The 26,862-nt window shown below is 43.1% G+C and carries 25 protein-coding genes; 22 read left to right on the forward strand and 3 right to left on the reverse strand.

All coding sequences use genetic code 11. The features are described from left to right. From ADI76_RS06325 to ADI76_RS06410, 18 genes are all read left to right on the forward strand, one after another. Positions 1-4,657, forward strand: a 4,657-nt coding sequence (locus ADI76_RS06325; RefSeq protein ID WP_049515167.1) for a ZmpA/ZmpB/ZmpC family metallo-endopeptidase, incomplete at its 5' end; no start/stop codon positions are given. 228 nt (positions 4,658-4,885) lie between these two features. Beyond that, entirely contained in the window at positions 4,886-5,086 is a 201-nt protein-coding gene (locus tag ADI76_RS06330) for a F0F1 ATP synthase subunit C (protein WP_003006433.1), read from the forward strand. A 33-nt stretch (positions 5,087-5,119) separates the two neighbouring features. Beyond that, positions 5,120-5,833 carry a F0F1 ATP synthase subunit A gene (gene atpB / locus ADI76_RS06335; protein WP_004219958.1) on the forward strand — a complete coding sequence of 238 codons (714 nt, stop codon included), beginning with the start codon at positions 5,120-5,122 and terminating at the stop codon, positions 5,831-5,833. A 19-nt stretch (positions 5,834-5,852) separates the two neighbouring features. After that, positions 5,853-6,347, forward strand: coding sequence for a F0F1 ATP synthase subunit B (gene atpF / locus ADI76_RS06340; protein ID WP_004219970.1), 495 nt, complete (start codon positions 5,853-5,855; stop codon positions 6,345-6,347). Beyond that, a complete protein-coding gene (locus ADI76_RS06345) occupies positions 6,347-6,883 on the forward strand; it encodes a F0F1 ATP synthase subunit delta (protein WP_013903319.1) in 537 nt (178 codons plus the stop codon). The genes atpF and ADI76_RS06345 overlap by 1 nt, the downstream gene beginning before the upstream one ends. A 15-nt stretch (positions 6,884-6,898) precedes the next feature. Further along, positions 6,899-8,404: a F0F1 ATP synthase subunit alpha gene (gene atpA / locus ADI76_RS06350; RefSeq protein ID WP_009732555.1), complete on the forward strand. Its 1,506-nt coding sequence runs from the start codon at positions 6,899-6,901 to the stop codon at positions 8,402-8,404. Positions 8,405-8,419: 15 nt separating this feature from the next. Further along, entirely contained in the window at positions 8,420-9,301 is an 882-nt protein-coding gene (locus ADI76_RS06355) for a F0F1 ATP synthase subunit gamma (protein ID WP_013903320.1), read from the forward strand. 85 nt (positions 9,302-9,386) lie between these two features. After that, complete coding sequence (atpD, locus tag ADI76_RS06360) at positions 9,387-10,793, forward strand: F0F1 ATP synthase subunit beta (protein WP_049486331.1); 1,407 nt, start codon at positions 9,387-9,389, stop codon at positions 10,791-10,793. Between the two features lie 13 nt (positions 10,794-10,806). Beyond that, positions 10,807-11,226, forward strand: coding sequence for a F0F1 ATP synthase subunit epsilon (locus ADI76_RS06365; RefSeq protein WP_003002471.1), 420 nt, complete (start codon positions 10,807-10,809; stop codon positions 11,224-11,226). Positions 11,227-11,322: 96 nt separating this feature from the next. Continuing rightward, complete coding sequence (locus ADI76_RS06370; RefSeq protein ID WP_003006458.1) at positions 11,323-11,553, forward strand: DUF1146 family protein; 231 nt, start codon at positions 11,323-11,325, stop codon at positions 11,551-11,553. 66 nt (positions 11,554-11,619) lie between these two features. After that, positions 11,620-12,903: a UDP-N-acetylglucosamine 1-carboxyvinyltransferase gene (gene murA / locus ADI76_RS06375; protein WP_049515168.1), complete on the forward strand. Its 1,284-nt coding sequence runs from the start codon at positions 11,620-11,622 to the stop codon at positions 12,901-12,903. Continuing rightward, on the forward strand, positions 12,893-13,081 hold the full coding sequence (locus ADI76_RS06380; protein WP_003006464.1) for a DNA-directed RNA polymerase subunit beta: 189 nt from the start codon (positions 12,893-12,895) through the stop codon (positions 13,079-13,081). Before murA ends, ADI76_RS06380 begins: the two co-directional genes overlap by 11 nt. A gap of 83 nt (positions 13,082-13,164) precedes the next feature. Beyond that, on the forward strand, positions 13,165-14,004 hold the full coding sequence (locus ADI76_RS06385; RefSeq protein WP_049515169.1) for a DNA/RNA non-specific endonuclease: 840 nt from the start codon (positions 13,165-13,167) through the stop codon (positions 14,002-14,004). An 81-nt stretch (positions 14,005-14,085) separates the two neighbouring features. Further along, positions 14,086-14,808, forward strand: coding sequence for a M57 family metalloprotease (locus tag ADI76_RS06390; RefSeq protein WP_049515170.1), 723 nt, complete (start codon positions 14,086-14,088; stop codon positions 14,806-14,808). 104 nt (positions 14,809-14,912) lie between these two features. Continuing rightward, entirely contained in the window at positions 14,913-16,820 is a 1,908-nt protein-coding gene (locus ADI76_RS06395; protein WP_049515171.1) for an ABC-F family ATP-binding cassette domain-containing protein, read from the forward strand. Beyond that, complete coding sequence (locus tag ADI76_RS06400; protein ID WP_049515172.1) at positions 16,821-17,693, forward strand: XRE/MutR family transcriptional regulator; 873 nt, start codon at positions 16,821-16,823, stop codon at positions 17,691-17,693. Between the two features lie 25 nt (positions 17,694-17,718). Beyond that, positions 17,719-18,897: an MFS transporter gene (locus ADI76_RS06405; RefSeq protein ID WP_049515173.1), complete on the forward strand. Its 1,179-nt coding sequence runs from the start codon at positions 17,719-17,721 to the stop codon at positions 18,895-18,897. A 110-nt stretch (positions 18,898-19,007) separates the two neighbouring features. Next, positions 19,008-20,195, forward strand: coding sequence for an MFS transporter (locus ADI76_RS06410; RefSeq protein ID WP_049515176.1), 1,188 nt, complete (start codon positions 19,008-19,010; stop codon positions 20,193-20,195). Between the two features lie 23 nt (positions 20,196-20,218). Here ADI76_RS06410 and ADI76_RS06415 read toward each other — a convergent pair whose 3' ends face one another. From ADI76_RS06415 to murT, 3 genes are read right to left on the reverse strand one after another with little or no spacing between them, the layout of a single operon-like run. Next, a complete protein-coding gene (locus tag ADI76_RS06415; protein WP_024056107.1) occupies positions 20,219-20,503 on the reverse strand; it encodes a lipopolysaccharide assembly protein LapA domain-containing protein in 285 nt (94 codons plus the stop codon). A gap of 10 nt (positions 20,504-20,513) precedes the next feature. Continuing rightward, a complete protein-coding gene (gatD, locus tag ADI76_RS06420) occupies positions 20,514-21,302 on the reverse strand; it encodes a lipid II isoglutaminyl synthase subunit GatD (protein WP_049506449.1) in 789 nt (262 codons plus the stop codon). After that, positions 21,302-22,645 (reverse strand): lipid II isoglutaminyl synthase subunit MurT, encoded by a 1,344-nt coding sequence (gene murT, locus ADI76_RS06425; RefSeq protein WP_049515179.1) that lies wholly within the window; start codon positions 22,643-22,645, stop codon positions 21,302-21,304. The genes gatD and murT overlap by 1 nt, the downstream gene beginning before the upstream one ends. 103 nt (positions 22,646-22,748) lie before the next feature. Here murT and cdaA point away from each other — a divergent pair, with 103 nt between their 5' ends. The 4 genes from cdaA to ADI76_RS06445 form a co-directional block, all read left to right on the forward strand. Continuing rightward, the gene (gene cdaA, locus ADI76_RS06430) at positions 22,749-23,597 is read left to right on the forward strand and encodes a diadenylate cyclase CdaA (protein WP_049515182.1); all 849 of its coding nucleotides are present in this window, start codon (positions 22,749-22,751) and stop codon (positions 23,595-23,597) included. Beyond that, positions 23,594-24,343, forward strand: coding sequence for a CdaR family protein (locus tag ADI76_RS06435; RefSeq protein ID WP_049515184.1), 750 nt, complete (start codon positions 23,594-23,596; stop codon positions 24,341-24,343). The genes cdaA and ADI76_RS06435 overlap by 4 nt, the downstream gene beginning before the upstream one ends. Positions 24,344-24,364: 21 nt before the next feature. Beyond that, complete coding sequence (glmM, locus tag ADI76_RS06440; RefSeq protein WP_049515187.1) at positions 24,365-25,714, forward strand: phosphoglucosamine mutase; 1,350 nt, start codon at positions 24,365-24,367, stop codon at positions 25,712-25,714. Positions 25,715-25,758: 44 nt separating this feature from the next. Then, the coding region (locus tag ADI76_RS06445; RefSeq protein WP_049515190.1) for an Ig-like domain-containing protein at positions 25,759-26,862 on the forward strand (1,104 nt) is incomplete at its 3' end.

The following is a 26,862-nucleotide window of genomic DNA, read 5'->3' on the forward strand; positions in this document are numbered from 1 at the left end:
ACCAGAGAACCCAGCCTATACAGGTGTGGTGGAAGCCAAAGGGACACAAGAAGAAGGCCATGTCGGCGAAGCCCCCGTTCAACCGGAGAATCCAGCTTACCAAGTGACCGAAGGGACAGTGACGGAGACAGAAACGGTAATCCTTCCATATGAAACAGAGTATGTAACGGATGCCAATCGTTACACCGATGAAGAAAGCCTTCTTCAGAAAGGCGAGGCTGGTAGTCAGGAGATTCGTCGTGTTTATAAGACGGTCAATGGCGAGAAGATTGGCGAGCCCGTGAGCAAGACAACTGAAACGGTAAAAGCTCCTGTGACAGAAAAAGTTAGTCGTGGGACTAAGGCGATTGAAGGCCAAACAGAGGATGTTTCGTATGAGGAAATTCCATTTAAGACGGTAACCGAACAAGATGTTACCTTGCTAAAAGGAACTGAAAGGGTTTCTCAAGCCGGTAAGAATGGGAAGAAGAAAATCACCAAGGTCTACAAGACCATCAAGGGAGTTAAAACGGCGGATGCCCCAACGGTTACGGAGGAAGTAGTTGAACAGGCACAAGATCAGATCATTCAACAAGGGACCAAAGAACTTGAAAAGCCTACCTTAACCTTGACCCAGGTCGATAAGGAAGAATTGAAGCGCAGTGCCAAAGCTACTTATCGTTTGGATAAACCAGACGGTGTGACCATCAAGTACATCCAGGTTGTATTGAAGAAGGGTGATCAAGTGGTGAAAACACTGACCCTTTCAGAGACGGACTTGGCAGCTGCTTTAGCGAACTTGGACTACTACAAGGATTATACGCTCGCAACGACCATGGTGTATGACCGTGGAAATGGGGATGAAGAAGAAGTTCTCAAGGAAGAACCACTGAGACTTGATCTTAAAAAAGTTGAAATCAAAAACATCAAAGAAACTAGTCTGATCAGTGTGGATGACCAAGGTCTTGAGACCGATAGCAGCCTCTTGTCTGAAACACCATCAGATGTGAAGCCGTACTACTTAAAGGTCACTACCCATGATAATAAGGTTACAAAACTAGCCGTTGATAAAATCGAAGAAGTGACGGTAGATGGCGCGACCCTCTACAAAGTAACAGCCAAAGCTCCTGATCTCATCCAACGGACTGCGGACAACCAATTTAGTGAGGAATATGTCCACTATATTGCGAAACCAAAAGCTCATGAAGGTGATGTCTACTACAATTTCAACGAACTTGTAAAAGCCATGCAAGCCAATCCGACTGGAACCTTTAAACTGGGTAGCAATATGAATGCGGCTAATGTCCAGCCAGCAGGGAAATCCTATGTGACCAATGCCTTCAAGGGAATTTTGGAAAGTACGGATGGAAATACATTTGCCATCCATAACATTACAAGACCATTATTTGGGAACATCGAAGGTGGCTCGGTTAAGAATCTCTTGCTTGAAAATGTCAATATTGACCTACCTGGGACAGATCGAGTAGCCCCAATCGCAGGTGTTATCAAAAATAATGCAACTGTCGAGAATGTTAAAGTAACAGGAAGTGTTGTTGGGAACAATGACGTAGCAGGAATTGTCAATAAAATTGATGGTAGTGGGAAGGTCAGCAACGTTGCCTTTATCGGGAAACTGCACGCTGCTGGGAACAAAGGTGGCTATCTAGCGGGTGTTGTTGGTGAGAACTGGAAAGGTGTCGTTGAAAAAGTTTACGTTGATGCTGAAATCACTGGTAATAAAGCCAAAGCTGCAGGTCTCGTTTATTCCTCTCAAAATGGTGGAAATAACCACACAGTAGGTAAAGAAGGGGTTCTCAGAAACTCCGTTGCTAAAGGTTCAATTGAACTCAAAGAAGCGGTTCAATCTGGTGGATTACTAGGGACCAACTGGGCCTTGGGGACTATTGAAGACAACATCACCATGATGAAAGTCAAAACGGGTGAGATGGTCTTCGGACATTCGGATATCGACGCTGATGATTACTTCACCTATTCAAGAACCAAGCGCAATTACAGTGTGGAAGGCGTGAGTGAAGGGAAGAAAACCTTTAATAATTCCCGTAAAATCCCAAGCATCTCGCTGACAGAAGCTGAGCAGAAAATCGAAGCAATGGGAATCACTGCTGATAAATTTACCAGCAGTAAACCGATTGAAGATACGCTCAATCACCTTGTTAACAAAGACGATCAATACAAGGCCATCACGGGTTACGATGCGAGTCGTGAGCTAGCTTACCGCAATATCGCTAAATTGCAACCATTCTACAACAAAGAGTGGATTGTCGACCAAGGGAATAAACTGGCTGCAACGAGTCCTCTCTTGACCAAGGAAGTTTTGTCTGTGACCGCTATGAAGGGCAATGATTTTGTCACTGAACTAGCTGATGCCGACCACATCCTGATCCACTACGCAGATAAGACCAAAGATGTCTTCAGCATTTCACCGAAAGAGTCTAAAGTTAAACAAGTCAAAGAGTACAGTGTGGCGGAGCTCGGTGAAGTGGTCTACACGCCAAATATGGTGGACAAAGACCGGAGCGATCTCATCAGTGCTATCGTAGGGAAACTAAGTCCAGTAGAATTGCAATCAGATCCAATCTACACCCATCTTGGTAGAACAGGTCCTAACAAGGTCAATGCTATTAAGAACCTTTACCTTGAAGAAAGCTTCCAAGCAGTCAAGGATAATTTGACTCACTTTGTCAAACAGTTGGTTGAAAACCAAGACCATCAATTGAACACAGATGAGGCTGCCAAACGGGCCCTTATCAAGAAAGTTGATGACAACAAGGCCGCTGTTCTTCTTGGTTTGTCTTACCTCAATCGTTACTACGGAGTTAAGTTTGATAACTTCAATATCAAGCAACTCATGTTGTTCAAGCCAGATTTTTATGGGAAGAATGTTGATGTCTTAGACCGTTTGATTGAAATTGGTTCAAAAGAAGACTACATCAAAGGGACTCGTACCCACGATGCCTTCCGTGAAGTTGTGGCTAAATCGACTCTTTCTGGTAACTTAAATGACTTCTTGAAGTACAATATGGAGCTCTTTACAAAAGAGACAGACTTGAACGATTGGTTCATCAAAGCAACCAAAGACAATGTCTATATTGTGGAGCCTGAGACGACCAATCCAGCATTCGCGTCTGCTAAACACAGAGCCTATGAGGGCTTAAACAATGATGTTCACGGTAAAATGATCTTGCCACTCTTGAACTTAAAAGATGCTCATATGTTCTTGATTTCAACTTACAACACTATGGCCTATAGTTCCTTCGAGAAATATGGCAAGAACACGGAAGCGGAACGAACGGCCTTCAAAGAGGAAATTGACAAGGTAGCGAAAGGCCAACAGAATTACCTAGATTTCTGGTCACGTCTAGCAACGGATAAGGTTCGCAATCAGCTCTTGAAGAGCAACAATATGGTGCCGACCCCTGTCCTTGATAACCAAAACTACAAGGGCATTAGTACAGACCGTTATGGACATACCAACAGTGGCAAGGATGTGGCTCCAATCCGTGAATTGTATGGTCCAACCGATCGTTATCATGCGACAGATTGGCGAATGGGAGCAGTGGCGCGAATTTACGGAAATCCATATAAAGATGACTCTGTCTTCTTCATGGTGACCGATATGATCAGTGACTTTGGGGTCTCTGCCTTCACGCACGAAACGACGCACGTCAATGACCGTATGGTTTACTTAGGTGGTTGGAGACACCGCGAAGGAACTGATATTGAAGCCTTTGCCCAAGGAATGTTGCAAACACCATCCGTATCCAATCCAAATGGGGAATACAAGGCCTTAGGTATCAACATGGCCTATGAGCGTCCTAACGATGGAAACCAATGGTACAATACCAATCCAAATGATTTGAAGTCACGTGACGAAATTGATCGGTATATGAAAGGCTATAATGACACTCTCATGCTTCTGGATTACCTAGAAGGAGAAGCCGTCCTCAATAAAGGCAGTCAAGACTTGAACAATGCATGGTTCAAGAAGGTTGATAAACAATACCGAGGGGCTAATACCAAGAATCAATTTGATAAGGTGCGTCCTTTGAGTGATGAGGAAAAAGCCATCACCTTACATTCAGTAGATGATCTCATCACCAACAACTTCATGACCAATCGTGGTCCTGGAAATGGTGTCTATAATCCATCAGACTTTGGCTCAGCCTATGTGACGGTGCCGATGATGACAGGGATCTATGGTGGAAACACCAGTGAAGGGGCTCCTGGAGCCATGTCCTTCAAACACAATACCTTTAGACTCTGGGGCTACTATGGTTATGAAAAAGGCTTCTTAGGCTATGCTTCAAACAAGTATAAACAAGAATCCAAACAAGCAGGTCATGCGACTTTAGGGGATGATTACATCATTCAAAAGATTTCTGATGGAAAATTCAGTACCCTTGAAGATTGGAAGAAAGCCTACTTCAATGAAGTGGTGACCAGTGCTAAAAATGGACTTCAGGCTATTGAAGTTGATGGCACTACTTACAGCACTTATGATGACTTGAAACAAGCTTTCGCTACTGCAGTTGAAAAAGATCAGGCCAGCTTGAAGAATGGTGCTGTCAAATTTGACAATACCCTTGCCTTGAAAGAAAAAATTTTTAAGAAATTACTGCAACAAACAGACAGTTTCAAAACGTCTATCTTTAAATAATCGAATTCTCTCATCTGCTGAGCAGGTGAGAGTTTTTTAGAAGAAAAAATGAATAGAGGTGGACAAAGCGTCTAAAAATTAAAAGAAATCAATCGTAGATAGGAAAGTTTATCATATTAAAAAAATAACGTAATTTCACTAAAACGCTTACTTTGCTAGGAAATATTTGACTATTATATCTTTTAGGAGTAAACTAAGGAGGTAAAATTTATAAAAGGAGAATTCATCATGAATTTAACATTTTTAGGTCTTTGTTTAGCCTGCTTTGGTGTATCACTGGCAGAAGGTTTGATGATGAGCAGCCTATTGAAATCTGCGTCTCGTCAACCAGAAATTATTGGTCAATTGCGTAGCCTCTTGATTCTTGGTGTTGCCTTTGTCGAAGGTACTTTCTTCGTAACCTTGGTTATGGCCTTCATTATCAAATAAGCACTTCTATTTTAGAAAAGGAGGTGTCAAAACTTGGAAGAAAGTATCACTCCAACGATAACTCTTGGACCTGTAACTTTTAATTTGACCCTACTTGCTATGACCTTGATTGCTGTTTTGGTGGTTTTTGGCTTTATTTATTGGGCCAGCCGTAAAATGACGATCCGACCAAAGGGCAAACAAAATGTGCTGGAATACGCATATGACTTTGTCGTAGGCTTCACCAAAGGAAATATTGGGGAACATTATATAAAGGACTATTCCTTGTTCTTGTTTGTTCTTTTCCTATTTCTTTTAGTGGCCAATAACATTGGATTGATGGCTAAAATCGAAACGACCAATGGTTACAATTTGTGGACATCACCAACCGCTAACCTGGGTTATGACTTTGCCTTTTCATTTTTGATCACCTTAATCGCCCATGTAGAAGGAATTCGCCGACGTGGTGTGAAGGAATATTTAAAGGCTTTTGTGACACCTGGATTTATGACCCCCATGAATATTTTGGAAGAATTAACGAACTTTGCCTCCTTGGCACTTCGGATCTTCGGAAATATCTTTGCGGGTGAGGTATTAGCAAGCTTGCTCGTGAACTTATCACACCAAGCTTTCTATTGGTATCCATTTGCCTTTATTGGTAGCATGGCATGGACTGCATTTTCAATTTTTATTTCATGTATCCAAGCCTATGTGTTTACCATGTTGTCATCAATCTATATTGGTAAGAAAATTAATGGTGAAGAGTAAGTAGAGGAGGAGTAGAAGAATGCATGTATCAATGAGTGAAATTATTGGTAACTTTATTCTCATTGCTGGTTCCTTCCTATTATTAATCTTTTTAATAAAGAAATTTGCATGGAACAATATCAATGGAATTTTAGAAGCGCGTGCCAAAAAGATTACAGATGATATTGATGGAGCAGAATCAGCTCGTCAAAAAGCTGAGGAACTAGCAAGTAAACGTGAAGAAGAGTTGGCAGGTAGCCGCAAAGAAGCTGCGTCTATTGTCGAAAATGCAAAGGAAACTGCAGAAAAGAACAAATCTCAGATCCTTTCAGAAGCCACTCAAGAAGCAGTACGTTTGAAAGAAAAAGCGCAACAAGAAATTGCGCATAACAAAGAAGAAGCATTGAACAGTATCAAAGGCGATGTGGCAGATCTCACTGTCAATCTTGCCAGCAAATTGTTGAGTCAACAGCTGGATGCTGAAGGTCAACGCCAACTGATCGATCGCTATCTTGATGAATTAGGAGAAGCCTAATGGACAAAAAGCAACTGATGGTGATTGAGAAATATACCCAGCCTTTTGTTCAATTGGTCTTTGAAAAAGGAGAACAAGATCTTGTCTTTGAAAAATTGACCCAAATCAAGGGCATTTTTGAGGAGACTGGACTTGCTAACTTCTTAGCTCATATCGGTGTAGAGGATGAAGAGAAAGCAAAAAGTCTAAGACTTTTTCAACCCTCTGATTCACAATTACTCGACCATTTGATTGAAGTGGTTATTCTCAATCATCGTGAAGCCTTATTTTATGACATTGTAACGATTTGTTTGGATCAGATTCAACTGTTGAGCAACGCATTTGTCGTCACTGTTACGACAGTTGCTGGTTTGGATCCTGTTCAAGAGCAAAAGCTAGTACCCATTATCGAAAGAAAATTTGGGATTCAAGTTCGCTCGATCCAACAAAAGATCGATCCAGATTTAATTGGTGGCTTTGTCGTGACAGCCAATCATAAAACGTTGGATACCAGTCTCAAACACCAATTGCAAGTTATAAAATCTAAATTGAAATAGAAAGTGGTGTGAATTTTGGCGATTAACGCACAAGAAATCAGCGCTTTAATTAAGCAACAAATTGAAAATTTCAAGCCAAACTTTGACGTCACTGAGACAGGTGTTGTAACCTACATTGGTGACGGGATTGCCCGCGCTCATGGGCTTGAAAATGCCATGAGTGGTGAGTTGTTAATCTTTGAAAATGGCTCATACGGGATGGCCCAAAACTTAGAAACAACGGATGTCGGAATCATCATCTTGGGTGATTTCACGGATATTCGTGAAGGAGACTCTGTCCGTCGTACAGGTAAAATCATGGAAGTCCCTGCAGGGGATGCCTTGATTGGTCGTGTTGTCAACCCACTTGGCCAACCAGTAGATGGTTTGGGTGAGATTGTGACAGATAAATTCCGTCCAGTTGAAACACCAGCTCCTGGTGTTATGCAACGGAAATCTGTCTCAGAACCCCTACAAACTGGTTTGAAAGCCATTGATGCCCTTGTTCCAATTGGACGCGGTCAACGGGAATTGATCATCGGGGACCGTCAAACAGGGAAAACTTCGATTGCCATCGATACCATTTTGAACCAAAAGGGTCAAGACATGATCTGTATCTATGTGGCGATTGGTCAAAAAGAATCAACAGTTCGTACGCAAGTAGAAACTCTCCGTAAATACGGAGCTATGGATTATACGATTGTGGTAACCGCTTCGGCTTCTCAACCGTCTCCATTGCTTTATTTGGCACCTTATGCTGGGGTTGCCATGGCAGAAGAGTTCATGTATAACGGTAAACATGTTTTGATCGTCTATGATGATTTGTCAAAACAAGCCGTAGCTTACCGTGAATTGTCCCTTCTTCTTCGTCGTCCACCAGGACGTGAAGCCTTCCCAGGGGATGTCTTCTATCTCCACAGCCGTTTGTTGGAACGTTCTGCGAAAGTTTCGGATGAATTGGGTGGGGGTTCTATTACAGCTCTTCCAATCATTGAAACCCAAGCAGGGGACATCTCCGCTTATATCGCAACCAATGTGATTTCGATCACAGACGGACAAATCTTCTTGCAAGATAGTTTGTTTAATGCCGGTATTCGTCCAGCCATTGATGCCGGATCTTCTGTTTCCCGGGTTGGTGGATCTGCTCAAATCAAGGCTATGAAGAAGGTTGCTGGTACCCTTCGTATCGACCTCGCTTCCTACCGTGAGTTGGAAGCCTTCACGAAATTTGGTAGTGATTTGGATGCTGCGACTCAAGCGAAATTGAACCGTGGTCGTCGGACAGTGGAAGTCTTGAAACAACCTGTTCATGAACCATTGACAGTTGAAAAACAAGTCGTGATCTTGTATGCCTTGACTCATGGTTTCTTAGATAGTGTTCCAGTAGACGACATTCTTCGTTTCCAAGAAGAGTTGTTTGATTACTTTGAAGCACATTATCATCAAATCTTTGAGACGATTCGTTCGACACATGATCTTCCAGCAGAAGAAGAACTGGATGCAGCCCTTACTGAATTTGTCAACCAGTCAAATTTCAAATAGAAATAGGAGTGGAAGATGGCAGTTTCATTAAATGATATTAAAAATAAAATTGCATCCACAAAAAACACCAGTCAAATCACCAATGCCATGCAGATGGTGTCCGCTGCCAAACTTGGTAAATCTGAGCAGGCAGCCAAGGATTTTCAGGTTTATGCTGCTAAGGTTCGTAAGCTCTTAACAGACTTGCTCCATGGACATGAAACAGAAAATACCAAGTCCCATCCCATGTTGGTGAGTCGGCCGGTAAAAAAGACAGCTTATATCGTTATTACATCTGATCGTGGTTTGGTCGGGGGTTACAATGCCTCCATCCTTAAAACCATGATGGAAATGAAGGCAGAATACCATCCAACTGGAGATGACTTTGAAGTGATCTGTATTGGAAGCGTCGGTGCGGATTTCTTCCGTGCCCGTGGGATTCAGCCGGTTTATGAATTGCGTGGTTTGCCTGATCAGCCTAGCTTTAAGGAAGTTCGCAAGATCATTTCGAAAACAGTCCAAATGTATCAGGAAGGCTTGTTTGATGAGTTGTACGTCTGTTACAACCACCACGTCAACAGTTTGACGAGTCAAATGCGGGTGGAACAAATGCTTCCAATTATTGATTTGGACCCCAATGAAGCGGATGAGGACTATGTATTGAATCTAGAATTGGAATCTAGTCGAGATGCCATTTTGGATCAATTGCTTCCTCAATTTGCTGAAAGCATGATCTATGGTGCCATTATTGATGCTAAAACAGCTGAAAATGCTGCTGGGATGATGGCCATGCAAACTGCAACAGACAATGCCAAGAAAGTCATTGATGAATTAACGATTCAATACAACCGTGCTCGTCAAGCAGCGATTACACAAGAAATTACCGAAATCGTTGCGGGTGCTAGCGCCCTTGAATAGTTGTCGGATACAATTTTAAATACAAAAACAGATGCTTGAAAGAGAACTTTTGAGCAGTAGAAATTACTTAGAATAGGAGAATGACATGAGTTTAGGCAAAATTTCTCAGGTCGTAGGTCCCGTCGTAGACGTTGCCTTTTCCGTTGGAGATAAACTTCCTGAGATCAATAATGCGCTTGTAGTCTATAAAAATGACCAACAAAAATCGAAAGTCGTTCTTGAAGTAGCTTTGGAACTTGGTGATGGGGTCGTACGGACCATCGCCATGGAATCAACTGATGGTTTAACACGTGGAATGGAAGTCTTGGACACAGGTCGTCCAATCTCTGTTCCAGTCGGAAAAGAAACCTTGGGACGTGTCTTCAATGTTCTTGGAGATACCATTGACTTGGATCAACCTTTTCCTGAGGATGCTCCTCGTGACTCCATCCACAAAAAAGCTCCATCCTTTGACGAGCTCTCTACTTCAGAAGAAATTCTTGAAACAGGGATCAAGGTTATTGACCTCTTAGCCCCTTATTTGAAAGGTGGGAAGGTCGGACTCTTCGGTGGTGCCGGAGTTGGGAAGACCGTCTTGATTCAAGAATTAATCCATAATATTGCCCAAGAACACGGTGGGATTTCTGTATTTACCGGTGTTGGGGAACGGACACGTGAAGGGAATGACCTTTACTGGGAAATGAAAGAATCTGGCGTTATTGAAAAAACAGCCATGGTCTTTGGACAAATGAATGAGCCACCTGGAGCACGGATGCGTGTTGCTTTGACTGGTTTGACCATTGCGGAATACTTCCGTGATGTCGAAGGTCAGGACGTTCTCTTGTTTATCGACAATATCTTCCGTTTCACCCAAGCCGGTTCAGAAGTATCAGCCCTTTTGGGACGGATGCCTTCAGCCGTTGGTTACCAACCTACTTTGGCAACTGAAATGGGGCAATTGCAAGAACGGATTACGTCAACCAAGAAAGGTTCTGTTACATCCATCCAAGCCATCTATGTGCCAGCCGATGACTATACAGACCCAGCGCCAGCAACCGCCTTTGCCCACTTGGATTCAACAACCAACTTGGAACGTAAATTGGTACAATTGGGGATCTACCCGGCGGTGGACCCATTGGCATCAAGCTCACGTGCCCTTTCTCCAGAAATCGTAGGAGAAGAACACTATGCAGTAGCATCTGAGGTCAAACGCGTCCTTCAGCGTTACCATGAATTGCAAGATATCATTGCGATCTTGGGGATGGATGAATTGTCTGACGAAGAAAAGACCTTGGTTGCTCGTGCTCGCCGGATCCAATTCTTCTTGTCACAAAACTTCAACGTTGCCGAACAATTTACCGGTCAACCTGGTTCATACGTACCTGTTGCAGAAACTGTTCGTGGTTTTAAAGAAATCTTGGACGGAAAATATGACCATCTTCCTGAAGATGCCTTCCGTGGTGTTGGATCGATCGAAGATGTGATTGCCAAAGCTGAAAAAATGGGATTCTAAGAAGAGGTGAAAGATGAGTCAAATGAACGTCCAAATCGTTACACCGGATGGACTGGTTTATGATCATCATGCCGCATTTGTATCTGTCAAGACAATTGATGGTGAATTAGGGATTTTACCTCATCATATCAATACCATTGCGGTTTTGGCTGTAGACCAAGTAAAGGTTCGTCGTGTCGACGATGACAAACATATTGATTGGATTGCAGTCAATGGTGGGATTATCGAAGTAGCTGATAATGTCATTACCATTGTTGCCGATTCTGCCGAACGTGCTCGAGATATTGACATTAGTCGTGCAGAACGTGCCAAACTGCGAGCTGAAAAAGCGATTGAAGAAGCCAAAGATCAGCATTCGGTTGATATGGAACGTCGTGCTAAAATTGCTCTTCAACGCGCCATTAACCGGATTAATGTCGGAAATCGTTTATAAGATATTCAAAATAAGGTGGAGGTATGTCCTCACCTTATTTTTGTTGGGAGAGAATCAAAAGAAGAAAGTACGGACCAAATATGGTATAATAGCTGTATGATTCAAATGATTTTTAATCTTTCAAGCCATCTATTGTTTATCTTTTTTGCCTATTACCTATTGATGAACCTGGTTCAATGGGAAAAGTTTTTAAAAGTAAGTGCTGAAAATGCGGTTAAAATCCGTTTTTTGATCTTGATGATCAGCGTCGGAATCGGCTATCTAGCGAGCTCATTTTTTATCAGTGTCTATGAGATGAGTCGACAGATTTTTATTGGCCAATTCTAGCCACATTTTATAAAAAATATGGTATGATAGAAAGCGTGACTTTAAGAAATTGGAGAACAATCCCGTATGGAAAAAATAATCGTTAATGGTGGTCATAATCGACTGGTTGGAACCGTCAAAATCGAAGGAGCAAAAAATGCTGTCCTTCCTCTTCTTGCTGCAACAGTTCTAGCAAGCGAGGGCGTGACAACCTTGAAAAATGTACCTGTTTTATCAGATGTCTTTACAATGAACAATGTTGTTCGTGGGTTGAATGCACAAGTAACCTTCAATGAAGAAGACAATACAGTTGTCGTAGATGCGCAAGCAAAATTATCAGAGGAAGCGCCTTATAAATATGTGAGTAAGATGCGGGCTTCTATCGTTGTCTTAGGTCCTGTCTTGGCACGCAATGGCCATGCCAAAGTTTCCATGCCTGGAGGATGTACGATCGGTAGTCGTCCGATTGACCTCCACCTGAAAGGTCTGGAAGCCATGGGAGCTGAGATTACCCAAACAGCCGGCTATATTGAAGCAAAAGCAGATCGTCTCAAAGGTGCACACGTCTATATGGACTTCCCATCAGTAGGTGCGACACAAAATATTATGATGGCCGCAACCTTGGCAGATGGAGTCACTGTGATTGAAAATGCAGCTCGGGAACCTGAAATTGTTGACCTAGCTCTCTTGCTGAATAAAATGGGGGCTAATGTTAAGGGAGCAGGAACTGAGACCTTGACCATCGTTGGTGTGGAGAGCTTGCACGGTGCAAACCACAATGTTGTGCAAGACCGCATCGAGGCTGGAACCTTTATGATTGGGGCAGCCATGACTGGTGGAGATGTCTTAATCGAAGATGCCATTTGGGAACACAACCGTCCGCTTCTATCTAAGATGCAGGAGATGGGTGTAACGGTAACCGAAGAAGAAAATGGAATTCGGATTCAATCGGATATCAGTAAGCTCCGTCCAGTGACCGTTAAAACTCTTCCCTACCCAGGATTTCCAACCGATATGCAGGCTCAATTCACAGCCTTGATGGCCATGGCTAAAGGTGAGTCTACCATGATTGAAACGGTCTTTGAGAATCGCTTCCAGCATTTGGAAGAAATGCGTCGGATGGGCGTTCACTCGGATATTATGCGGGATACAGCTCGTATCGTTGGAGGGGAAAGCTTCCAAGGTGCAGAGGTTATGTCGACCGATTTACGAGCAAGTGCAACCTTGGTCTTGATGGGCTTGGTAGCAGAAGGAGAAACAAAGGTCAGCAAATTAAGTCACTTAGATCGTGGTTATTATCAATTCCATGAGAAATTGGTGGCGCTAGGTGCAGACGTGAAACGTGTAGAGGAAGAAGACGATGAAAACTAATCTTCGCTATGTTGGAAAACAGCTAGGAATTGTCCTCCTGTTGGCTGTGATTGGAATCATCATTTTTGCAGTTGGTTTGGTCATTGGCTATGGAGTGATTGGCGATGGGAAAAATCCATGGTCCATTCTCTCTCCGGACACTTGGTCAGAGATCATTGGAAAGCTAACAGGCAAATAAGCTTTTAACTAAAATTGAGTAAAAAGGAGAGCAGCGAATCGAGTCAATGACCCATCTAGCGCTGCTCTTTTTTGGAGAGAGATATGGCAAAACAAACAGTAAGCAAACGAACCAAACAAACCCTAGCGGGCTTTGTGGTCGCAACGGCCCTAGCTATCGGGGGCTATTATTTTAATCAACCGACGGTGAAAGAAGCGACGGATCAGGTTGTTTCGGTGGTGACTAGTAGCCAACAAGAAACACCTAGTAAAGAGTTAGCTAGCTCTGTACTAACGAAATCTGCCCGTTCACAATTAGGGAATGACTTGGAATGGAACGGTGCTGGAGCCTTTGTAGTTAAGGGAAATCGCACAGATCTGGATGCCAGCGTGGCTAGTCAACCCTATGCGGATAACAAGACAAAAGAAGTGAATGGAAAGACCGTACCGACGGTTGCGAACGCTATTATGACCAAGGCGACTCGCCAGTACAGAGATCGGGATGCAACAGGTAGTGGCCTAACCGATTGGAAACCAGCAGGTTGGCATCAGGTCCATAATCTGTCAGGCGAGTATGACCATGCTGTGGATCGGGGCCACCTATTGGGCTACGCCTTGATCGGCAATCTCAAAGGTTTTGATGCCTCGACTAGCAATCCCAAAAATATCGCTGTGCAAACGGCTTGGTCCAATCAAGCCAATGATCCTCATTCCACCGGTCAAAACTACTATGAGACCCTGGTTCGAAAAGCACTGGATAAGAACAAGCGGATCCGCTATCGGGTGACCTTGATCTACAACCATCCAGAAGATCTGATTCCATTAGGATCACAGATCGAAGCCAAATCGAGTGATGGGAGCCTTGAGTTCAATGTCTTTGTTCCCAATGTTCAAAGTGGGATTAGCCTGGATTATCAGACAGGCAAAGTAACCGTTCATCAATAAGCTGGAAAGCGCAGTTATTTAAGTTATTTTTAAGAATGGGGTGTTACAATTGCATACCTTCTTTAAGAGAAAGGAGAATGTATGAGAACCATTTTTCGATTTTTCATAGGAATCCTTCGCATGGCTTGGAGTCTTTTTTGGGGATTTTTCTGGACCATTGCCATCAGTTTTCTCGTTCTAGTGGGGATCATCTATTTTACAGATTCTCCTAGTTCTGGTATGGATGGATTTGGACGAGCTGCCCAAAAGGTTGTCTATCAAGTTGGAAATTTATTTGGTGATCAGGGTTTTGTATCGCGCTTTGGGATGGCACCTAGCTCACAGACGACGCAGACGGACAATCATGAGCATAGTGGTGCTCGCTGGGAAAAAGCAGAGGCTACGGTTTATCTAGATCCCAATATCAGTCAAACTTTTATAAAAGCCTATCGGGATGCCATTGAGGCTTGGAACCAAACAGGTGCCTTTACTTTCAAGTTGGTCACAAATGAAAAAGAGGCCAATGTGGTCTTGACCGAGATGGACAACGCATCCGTTTCTGCAGCAGGAGAGACTGCCTCTCAAACTAACCTCTTAACCAATCGGTTCACCCACATCACAGTTCGCCTCAATCGCCATTATCTGTTAAATTATATCTATAACTATAGTTATGATCGGATTGTCAATACAGCTGAGCATGAGCTAGGCCATGCGATTGGGTTGGACCACACAGATGGAGAATCGGTCATGCAACCAGCTGGCTCTTTCTACAGTATCCAGGATTCAGATGTAGAAGCAGTCCGACAATTATACAAGGAAGAATGAGTTTAAAAATACTTGCTAAAAGTTCTGGGCCTCAAGGGGCTCGGGATTTTTTTGATGCTTCGTCTTCCCTTGTTTAATCCGTAAAAAGATAGTAAAATAGGGACATGATTATTTTACAAGCCAACAAAATTGAACGCTCTTTTGCAGGGGAGGTTCTTTTTGATAATATCAGCCTGCAAGTGGATGAACGGGACCGGATTGCCCTGGTCGGAAAGAATGGAGCTGGCAAGTCCACGCTCTTAAAAATCTTGGTGGGAGAAGAAGAGCAGACTTCTGGGGAAATCAATAAAAAGCGGGATCTTTCCCTCTCTTATCTGGCCCAAGATAGTCGCTTTGAGTCGTCCAATACCATCTATGATGAGATGCTTCATGTCTTTGACGATCTTCGAAAGACCGAGAAAACCTTACGTCAAATGGAGCTTGAGATGGGGGAAAAAACTGGGGCTGACTTGGACAAACTCATGCAGGATTATGACCGTTTATCGGAAGAATTCCGTCAGGCAGGTGGCTTTACCTATGAGGCAGATATCCGCGCTATTCTCAACGGCTTCAAGTTTGATGAGTCCATGTGGCAGATGAAGATTGAGGAGCTGTCTGGTGGGCAAAATACCCGTCTGGCTCTGGCCAAGATGCTCTTGGAAAAGCCAAATCTCTTGGTACTGGATGAGCCGACCAACCATTTGGATATTGAGACCATTGCCTGGTTGGAAAATTACTTGGTCAATTATAGTGGGGCCCTTCTCATTGTCAGTCACGACCGGTATTTCCTAGATAAGGTCGCAACCATTACTTTGGACTTGACCAAGCATTCTTTAGATCGCTATGTCGGCAATTACTCCAGTTTTGTGGAGCAAAAAGAGCAAAAACTGCTAACTGAAGCTAAAAACTACGAGAAACAACAAAAAGAGATTGCTGCGCTTGAAGACTTTGTCAATCGCAATTTGGTGCGGGCCTCAACCACCAAGCGGGCCCAGTCTCGTCGCAAGCAGTTGGAAAAAATGGAGCGCCTAGACAAGCCCGAAGCTGGGACCAAGTCTGCCCATATGACCTTCCATTCTGATAAGGCCTCTGGCAATGTCGTTTTGACAGTAGAAGAGGCAGCTGTCGGCTATGACGATCAAATCCTGTCCGAGCCGATCAATCTGGATATCCGCAAGATGAATGCGGTCGCTATTGTAGGACCAAATGGGATTGGGAAATCTACTCTTATCAAGTCCATCATTGGGCAGATTCCTTTTATCAAGGGGGAAGTCCGTTTTGGGGCCAATGTCGAGGTGGGCTACTATGACCAGACCCAAAGTAAACTAACCCCTCACAATAGTGTCTTGGATGAGCTCTGGAATGACTTTAAACTGACACCAGAAGTAGAAATTCGCAATCGCCTAGGAGCCTTCCTTTTCTCAGGGGACGATGTCAAGAAAACTGTCGGCATGCTGTCAGGTGGAGAGCGAGCGCGTCTACTCTTGGCCAAGCTGTCCATGGAAAACAACAATTTCTTGATTCTCGATGAGCCGACCAACCACTTGGACATCGATAGCAAGGAAGTACTGGAAAATGCCTTGATTGATTTTGATGGGACCCTGCTCTTTGTCAGCCACGACCGTTACTTTATCAATCGGGTGGCGACACAAGTCTTGGAACTCTCAGAAGAGGGCTCAACCCTTTATCTGGGAGACTATGATTATTATCTGGAGAAAAAAGCAGAGTTAGAGGCCCTTGCTGCAGCGCAAGCAGAAGCTGCGCCCGCTTCTTCAACGGAAGAAGTCACCAGCAATGATTATCATCTGCAAAAGCAAAACCAAAAGGAACTCCGTAAAATCACCCGTCGCATTGAGCAATTGGAAGCAGAGATGGAAGAGCTAGATCAAAAAATTCAAGCCATCACTGAAACCATGCATAGCACCAACGATGCAGCCGACTTAGTTCAACTCCAGAGTGACCTGGACCAACTGACTGTCCAGCAGGAAGCTGTCATGGAAGAGTGGGCAGAACTGTCAGAGCAGGTGGAATAAATGGAAGATTTAGGCAAAGTTTTTCGTGAATTTCGAATCAGTAAAAATTATTCGTTGAAAGAAGCTGCAGGGGAGGCCTGTTCGACCTCCCAATTATCCCGTTTTGAATTGGGGCAGTCGGATCTGGCTGCGTCGCGCTTCTTTGAAATTTTGGACAATATCCATGTGACTGTTGAGAATTTTATGGATAAGGCCAGAAATTTCCAACACCATGAGCATGTGGCCTTGATGGCTCAGATTATTCCGCTTTACTATGCAAATGATATTGCTGGTTTTCAAAGGCTTCAAGGAGAACAACTTGAAAAGGCTAAACGTTCGACCAATCCCCTCTATTTTGAATTGAACTGGATCCTGCTACAAGGCTTGATTTGCCAGAGAGATACCAGCTACACAATGAAGCAACGTGATCTGGAAAAGGTGGCGGATTATCTTTTTCAAACGGAAGAATGGACCATGTATGAGTTGATCCTCTTTGGCAATCTTTATAGCTTTTATGATGTGGATTATGTCACTCGGCTTGGTAGAGAAGTGATGGAGCGGGAAGATTTCTACAAGGAAATTGGTCGCCATCGAAAACTGGTCTTGATTCTAGCTCTGAATTGTTACCAGCATTGTTTAGAACACCGTTCTTTTGAAAGTGCTAGTTATTTTGAAGCCTATGTGGAAAAGATTATCGGCAAGAGCATCAAACTCTACGAGCGCAATGTCTTTCATTACCTCAAGGGATTTGCCCTCTATCAGAAGGGGCAAACAGAAGAAGGGAGTCAGCAAATGCAAGAGGCTATGCATATTTTTGATGTGCTAGGTCTTCCAGAGCAGGTAGCTTACTATCAAGAACACTTTGATAAATTTGTAATAGATGAATGTTCCTAAATAGGAGAGAGATAAAGGAGATTTTATGAACCGACATGCGGTCCAATTAATTAGTCGTGGAGCGATTACCAAAATTGGAAATATGCTCTATGATTATGGGAATAGTGTCTGGCTGGCCTCAATGGGGACTATAGGAAAGACGGTATTAGGAATCTATCAGATTTCTGAGTTAGTGACAGGGATCCTCGTGAATCCTTTTGGAGGGGTGATTTCAGACCGTTTTTCTCGTCGCAAGATTTTGATGACGACCGACTTGGTGTGTGGTCTCCTGTGTTTGGCGATTTCTTTTATCAGAAATGATCGTTGGATGATTGCGGCTCTGATTGTTGCCAATATTGTTCAGGCCATTGCCTTTGGTTTTTCTCGACCTGCCAATAAAGCCATTATTACAGAAGTTGTGGAGAAAGAAGAGATTGTAACCTATAATGCGCACTTGGAGCTGGTCTTACAAGTTGTTAGTGTCAGTTCTCCCGTGTTTTCTTTCCTAGTTCTACAATTTGCCAGTCTCCATGCGACCCTCTTACTAGATGCCCTGACCTTTTTCATTGCCTTTGTCCTAGTGGCATTCCTTCCGAAAGAAGTAGCAAAGGTTCAAGAAAAGAAACAGTTTACGGGGAAAGATATTTTTTCTGATATCAAGGAGGGGTTAGACTATATCTGGCATCAGAAAGACATTTTCTTTCTCTTATTAGTGGCTTCTAGTGTCAATTTCTTTTTTGCGGCTTTTGAGTTTTTACTTCCCTTCTCGAATCGTCTATACGGGATTAAAGGAGCTTATGCAACCATCTTAACATTGGGAGCTATTGGATCTATTCTAGGAGCACTTGTTGCCAATAAAATGACATCAAGTATGAAAATTCTCCTGTTTTTACTGCTCATGGCAGGTGTAGGAGTGTTCATGATGGGCTTGCCTCTTCCGACTTTTCTTTCCTTTTCGGGAAATCTGGTCTGTGAATTTTTTGTGACCATTTTCGACATCCACGTTTTTACTCAAGTGCAAACCAAGGTGGAAGATGATTATCTGGGGAGAGTCTTGAGTACGATTTATACTTTGGCTGTTCTCTTTATGCCCATCGCCAAAGGTTTGATGACTTGGTTGCCAAGTGTCCGAGTAGAATCCTTTCTCCTGATTGGAGCTGGAGTTATTCTCTTTTCACTCTTGGCTCAGCTAGTAGCTAAGCAGCTTCAATCAAAAGAACAGTAGGTATTCTTTTATAAAATTGTAATTTATTAATTTTCCCAAATAAGGGACAAAATGAAAACCTCTTTCATGAACTGATACAATAGTTTCAGAAAATGAAGGAGGTTTTTTTTATGAATCGACATGCAGTCCAATTAATTGCTCGTGGGGCGATCAATAGAATGGGAAATATGCTCTATGACTATGGGAATAGTGTCTGGCTGGCCTCGATGGGGACTATAGGAAAAACAGTATTGGGGATTTATCAGATTTCTGAACTTGTGACCTCCATTCTAGTTAATCCATTTGGCGGCGTGATCTCAGACCGTTTTTCCCGTCGCAAGATTTTGATGACGACCGACCTGGTGTGTGGACTCCTTTGTTTGGCGATTTCTTTTATCAGGAACGATCGTTGGATGATTGCAGCCCTGATTGTTGCCAATATTGTTCAGGCCATTGCCTTTGCATTTTCTCGTACGGCCAACAAAGCCATCATCACTGAGGTCGTAGAGAAAGAAGAGATTGTGACCTATAATGCCCGCTTGGAGTTGGTTTTACAGGTTGTCGGTGTTAGCTCACCTGTGTTCTCTTTCCTTGTTTTACAATTTGCCAGTCTCCATGTGACCCTCTTACTGGATGCACTGACCTTTTTCATCGCCTTTGTCCTAGTGGCATTCCTTCCGAAAGAAGAAGCCAAAGTTCAAGAAAAGAAACGGTTCACAGGAAAAGATATTTTTTCGGATATCAAGGATGGACTGCACTATATCTGGCATCAGAAAGAAATTTTCTTTCTCCTCTTGGTGGCTTCCAGTGTCAATTTCTTCTTTGCAGCCTTTGAGTTTTTACTTCCCTTTTCGAACCGACTCTACGGGGTCAAGGGCGCTTATGCGACCATCTTAACTTTGGGGGCTATTGGCTCCATCATCGGAGCCTTGATTGCTAATAAATTTAAATCAAGCATGGAGATGCTTCTCTTCTTATTGATTTTAACAGGAGTGGGAGTGTTCATGATGGGCTTGCCTCTTCCTCACCTTCTTTCCTATTCTGGAAATTTGGTCTGTGAGCTCTTTATGACAATTTTTAACATCCACTTTTTTACCCAGGTTCAAACCAAGGTAGAAGGAGACTATCTGGGCCGGGTCTTAAGCACCATTTTTACCTTGGCCATTCTCTTTATGCCTGTGGCTAAAGGCTTGATGACCTGGTTGCCAAGTGTCCGTGTAGAATCTTTTCTCTTGATAGGAGCTGGCGTCATCCTCTTTTCACTCTTAGCACAAGTAGTCGCCAAGAAATTACAAGCAAAAGAAGGTACATCAGCATAAAAAAAGCACCGATCGGTGCTTTTTTAGTTGTTATTTTTTTCTTCTATTTTAACTTCTTTCTTTTCTTCCTCCAGTTGCTTTTGAGTGCTCTTGAGTTCTTTTTTTAGGGAGAAGCCCTTTGAAAAATTAACCAAGGTCATGACAAATGCACCCAAGAGGACACAGAGCAAGATCAGAATGATCAAGGGCAATTTAAATTGGACCAAGAGGAAATTCACAGTGACTGATTGCATGTTTGCAAGGGAAATACCAGCAATCAATAAAATTAAAAGTAATAAAGCAATGTAGTGTAGATTATTTTTGTTCATCATTATCTCCTTATTGTTCAGCAGGGGCCTTGCTTTTCACATCAGCGTACTCTTCCGGCTGCTCTAGGCTTAGAATCTCCTCATAAGCCGGTAGGGAAAGGTCCTTGCCATATTTATTTTTTAAAGCAGTGCTCACTAGTCGATAGGCCAAATTGGCATTTCGGGACAAGATAGGACCGTGGAAGTAGCTGCCAAAGACGTTCTTGTAATGAACCCCTTCGCACCCATCTTCTTTGTTGTTCCCATTTCCATAGACGACCTTACCCAGCGGTTTTTCATCCTCAGCCAAGAAGGTCCGACCTTGGTGGTTTTCAAAACCATAATAGGTTTCGTTAAATTCTTCGTTATGGATTTTGATATCACCGATATAGCGGTTGTTGACTTGGTTGAGCGTATAGTGGCCCATAATGCCGAGTCCTTCAATGCGTTTGCCAGAAGCTTCAATGTAGTATTGGCCTAGAAGCTGAAAGCCACCACAGATAGCAAGGATCACACCATCTTCATGAATAAAGCGTTCGAGGTCTTCTTTTTTATCTGGTAGATCTTCTGATACAATGGTCTGCTCGTAGTCTTGTCCTCCACCGAAAAAGGCGATATCGTAGACTTCTGGATCAAAACGGTCTTTGAGAGAAACGATATCCACTGTGACATGGGCTCCAAGTTTTTCCGCAACGTACTTGAGCATGAGGATATTCCCATTGTCCCCGTAGGTATTCATTAAGTTGCCGTAGAGATGGGCAATGCGCAGGCTGTAAGGATACTGTGCCTGATCAGAAGATTCTAGAGAAGTATAAGTCATTAGTGCATCTCCTTTTCAATCAGGTGTTCTTGGGCCAAAAGTTCACGGAACTCTAGCATGGCTGTATAAGTGGCTAAGATATAGGCGTGAGGGGTTTCCTGTTGCTGGATGCGTTGGAAGACATCTTTTAATTCAGCCATTTCTGTGATTTGATCAGCAGGGTAGCCAGTGACCCGAAGTCGCCGAGCAATCTCAGAGTGGCGCACCCCGCCAGCATTGATTTCTGGAATATCCATCTGGGTGATTTGCTCAAAATCTGCATCCCAAATCCAGCTCGTGTCGATTCCGTCTGCATAATTCGCATTAAGGAGGACTGATAAGCTAAAGGAATAAGGTGCTAGTTTGATCATTTCAATGGCTTGGGTCGCACCAACTGGATTCTTAATCAGAACCAAGGTACATTCCTTATCCCCAATCTTAAAGGTTTCCTGACGACCAAAGACAGCGCGACTGCGATCAAATCCTTGCTTAATCACTTCAGGTTGCACTCCAAAGAATCCAGCAACAGAGACAGCTGCTAAGGCATTGTAGATGTTGTAGAGACCGCCGATATTGATGTGGTAGTCTTGGTCTTGAATCCGGAATTGGGAAGAGCGATGGGTTAAAGAGAGGAGGTCTGATACGGCATAAGTCAGAGGAGGCCTGTGGAAACCACAGTGCTCACAGATATAATCCCCAAGATTAGCATAGGTATTGAGCTTGTACTTGAGAATATTGTGGCAATGCGGACAGAGGATTCCTTCCGTATTGTAATGAGCTAGTTGTGGCTCTGATTTGTCAGTATCAAATCCATAATATTGGATCGGATTGGATAAGGTCTGACTATTAAAGAGCGGACTATCACCATTTAACAAGACTGTTGCAGTTGGGACCTTGTGAATGGCATCCAAAATCATTTGGTAGGTCGTATAGATCTCTCCATAGCGGTCCATCTGGTCCCGGAAAATATTAGTGACCACAAAAAGGCTGGGCTTAATATAATCACAAATCCGAGAGAGGCTGGCCTCGTCAATTTCAAGTACCGCAATCGGTCGATTTGATTTCGAATGCTTAGCCCGTAAGAAGGTCGTTGTAATCCCAGAGATCATATTGGCCCCACTTGGATTGGTCAAAATAGGTCCAAAAGCTTCTTGGAGAATACCTACTGTTAGCGCAGTGGTCAGGGTTTTTCCATTTGTCCCTGTAATCACAACAATCTCATAGTTTTTTGCCAGTTGACTGAGAATATCTTTATCAAATTTGAGGGCTACTTTACCTGGTAGGGTTGATCCCCGCCCCATCTTTTCTAGAATAGAGCCGGAAAGCTTTCCTGCCAGAAGGCCCAAGGTTGTATTTATCTTCATAAATCATATTTTATCATAAAAAGCATCAGAAGGTTACAGAAAAATCTGTTGAAACGTGTTATAATAAGATGATGTCTTTTAGAGAAGTGGTAGGTATGAGAATATGAATATTCAACAGTTTTCAAATCCACAATTTTGGACCAGTTTGTTCCCGAATTGGTGGAGTGTTATTATCAATATCATCGATATTGCCCTGGTGGCTTGGTTGTTGTATTTTTTGATCAAGGCCATCGTCGGGACCAAGATCATGATTTTGGTGCGTGGGGTCATTATCTTTTTCTTGGCTCAATTTTTAGCCAATTTTTTGGGTTTAACGACTATTTCTTGGCTGATCAATCAAGTGATTACCTATGGGGTTATCGCGCTGGTTGTGATTTTCTCCCCTGAAATTCGGATTGGCTTAGAGCGTCTAGGTCGGGCGACAGAATTTTTTACGACGAGTGAAGTCAGTCAGGAAGAGAAAATGGTACAGGCCTATGTTAAGGCAGTGGCTTATATGAGCCCACGTAAGATTGGTGCTTTGGTAGCTATTCAAGGGGCCAGAACCCTTCAGGAATACATTTCCACAGGGATTCCTCTGGATGCAGATATTTCAGGAGAATTGCTGATTAATATCTTCATTCCTAATACTCCCTTACACGATGGTGCCGTCATTGTTCGCAATGATAAAATCGCTGTTTCTTGTGCCTACCTGCCCTTGACGGAAAACACTGAGATTTCAAAAGAGTTTGGAACGCGTCACCGTGCAGCTATTGGCTTATCTGAAGTTTCTGATGCCTTTACCTTTGTGGTATCAGAAGAAACGGGTGGCATCTCTATGACCTACAACGGAACTTTTCGTCATGATTTAACTTTAGAAGAGTTTGAGTCGGAATTGAGAGCCTTCTTGGTTCCTGAAGAGAATAAAACGATTAGTTGGAAAGAGCGTCTATTTGGGAGGGTAACAAAATGAGATCGAAAAAAGAATTTCTTTATGTTTTCGCCTCCGTCTTATTGTCCTTTATCTTATTTATCAATGCGTCTTCCTTTAATTTTCAAAATAATAGTAGCGCTAGACAAGTGAGTTCAGAGACCTATACCAATACCTTGACCAATATTCCAATTGATGCTAAATATAATGACAAAAAATACTTTGTCAGTGGGTTGACGTCAGAGGTAACGGTCTTTCTTAAAGGTTCAAACCGGGTTGCTCTTGCAAGTGAGATGCAACCGGGAACTCGGAAGTTTCGTGTGGTAGCGGATCTGCGTAAGGTCAAGGAAGGCACCGTCGAAGTTCCGTTGATTGTAGAAGATCTTCCAGGTGGTTTAACAGCAACCGTAGAACCTCAGAAAGTTTCTGTAAAAATCGGTAAGAAAGCGAAAAAATCGTTTGCAGTTAGAGCCACGATCCCGGATAATCAAATTGTGGATGGAATTACGGTAACGGATATTTCTCTTGAAAAAACTAAGGTGGAAGTGACGAGTGATCAAGAAACCTTAAGTCGTATTGATCATGTCCAAGCAGTCTTCCCATCCAGTGAGATCATCAGTGGAAATTATAGCGGAACCATTTCCTTAAATGCAGTGGATGCTCAAGGAAATATTCTACCAGGCTTGGTTAATCCGAGTGAAACACGGATTCAAGTGACCACAAAGAGTAGCTCGTCTACGTCAAGCTCTAGCAGTTCGTCGTCGACCTCTTCCAGTTCAAGTAATTAGAAAGTAAAAAGGTAATCAAAAATGGGTAAATATTTTGGAACGGACGGTGTCCGTGGAGAAGCAAATGTAGAATTAACGCCAGAATTAGCCTTTAAGTTGGGTCGTTTCGGTGGTTACGTGTTGAGCCAACATGAAGAAGAAACACCTTTGGTGTTTGTTGGACGTGATACGCGTATTTCTGGTGAAATGCTGGAGCATGCTTTGATCGCTGGTCTCTTATCAGTTGGGATTCGCGTTTATAAGTTGGGTGTGATTGCAACGCCAGGTGTTGCCTATCTGGTTCGTACGGGAAAAGCCAGCGCCGGCGTTATGATTTCTGCTAGCCACAATCCAGCCTTGGACAATGGAATCAAATTCTTTGGTGGTGATGGTTTCAAATTGGATGATGATCGCGAGCTTGAAATTGAAGCCTTGCTTGATGCCGCTGAAGATACCCTTCCACGTCCAAGTGCGCAAGGTTTAGGAACGGTCATGGAATATCCGGAAGGCTTGCGTAAGTATCAAGAATTCCTTGTATCGACAGGTGTCCAACTCGAGGGCATGCACGTGGTCTTAGATACAGCAAATGGTGCAGCCTCTACCAGTGCTCGTCAAATCTTTGCAGATTTAGGAGCTCAATTGACCGTCATTGGTGAAAACCCAGATGGTTTGAACATCAATGATGGGGTTGGCTCTACCCACCCAGAGCACTTGCAAGAGAAAGTGAAAGAAGTAGGTGCAGCGATTGGTCTTGCCTTTGACGGAGATAGTGATCGCCTGATTGCAGTGGATGAAAATGGAGAAATCGTAGACGGGGATAAGATCATGTACATCATCGGTTCGTATCTTTCAAGCAAGGGCTTGCTCGAAAAAAATACGATCGTCACAACCGTCATGTCCAATCTCGGTTTCCACAAGGCATTAGATACGAAGGGGATTCAAAAAGAAATCACAGCTGTTGGAGACCGTTATGTGGTCGAAGAAATGCGCAAATCTGGGTATAACCTTGGTGGGGAACAGTCCGGTCATGTAGTCATCATGGATTACAACACGACTGGTGATGGTCAATTAACAGGTGTTCAATTAACTAAAATCATGCAAGAAACTGGTAAGAAATTATCTGAATTGGCTGCAGAAGTAACCATTTACCCACAAAAGCTTGTCAATATCCGGGTTGAAAATAGCATGAAAGACAAGGCGATGGAAGTGCCTGCTATTCGTGAAATCATTGAAAAATTGGAAGCGGAAATGGCAGGAAATGGTCGTATCCTTGTGCGTCCAAGTGGAACCGAACCCCTCCTTCGTGTGATGGCAGAAGCACCAACTCATGAAGAAGTAGACTACTATGTGGATACCATTGCTGCAGTTGTCCAGGCAGAAATTGGTCTTTAAATCTATAAAAATAGCTCGCAAACGGGCGAGCAGAGGTGGAAATTATGAAACAGGTCCGTCAAATTGTATGGTCACTTGTCTTAGTGCTAACGATTCTATTCACAGCTGGTTTGACTAAAACAATTCAGGCCGCAGAAGTCTCGTCTTATACACAGACAGCAAGCTTAACGAAAGATGGCAAACCTTTAACGAATGGCAGCAAGGTGTTGACGAATGAAAAATTATCAGCAAGCATTTCTTTGACCTTCCCTGATTCGCAAGCCATTCAAGCTGGTGATACTTTAACACTTAGCTTACCAAAAGAATTAACCCTCTACACAGCATTGGAATTCAATGTTCTTGAGGAAGGTCAATCAAATGGTCAAACTGTGGGGAAAGCTGTTGTTGATACAGGTAAGAAAACTGTGACCGTTACCTTTAATGATTATTTCGCATCTCATCCACTTAATAAACGAGTTGCCTTGCATTTTGATGTAAAAGTAGACTCCGAAGTGCTTACTAAAACATCCCCAATCCAGTTTAAACTAGGCAATACAGATTTTTCATTGAATTATGAAAAGACTGATGGGGAAGCTGGAGACTATGAGATGAAATATGGCTACCAAGATAAGTCTGATCCAACCATTATTAAATGGCGAATTATCTTAAACGCCCGCCAAGATATGCTTCGTGGAATGGTTATTAAAGACCAGTTCGGAGATGGTTTAACATTGGTTAAAGGTAGCTTGCGTGCCGTTCGGTTTGCTCCTGTAGAAGGTGGCATTAAGAATGAAGCGCAGATTTTAAGTCTTCCAGTTCTTGATAACTTTACTAAAAAAGCGGTTTTGGAAAAGAATGCAGATGGTCAAATCACTGGCTTTACCATTGATTTTGGAGATAACTACAACTGGCCAATGTATATTGAATATTCGACCAAAGTAGCTCCTGGTACAAAAGTAGGTGATCTTGTTCATAACACGCTCACATGGACAGCAACTAATTTCCCGGCACCACGTAGTTTAACCCGCGAAGTGAGATTAGAATCAGGATCTGGCGAAGGATTAGGTGAGAAAGAACAAACGCCACCGATACCTAGCACAACATCCTCATCAAGTTCATCGTCTTCATCAAGTTCTAGCTCTTCATCAAGTTCATCGTCTTCATCAAGT

Source organism: Streptococcus parasanguinis (assembly GCF_001074805.1).
In the GTDB taxonomy this organism is placed as follows: domain Bacteria; phylum Bacillota; class Bacilli; order Lactobacillales; family Streptococcaceae; genus Streptococcus; species Streptococcus parasanguinis_A.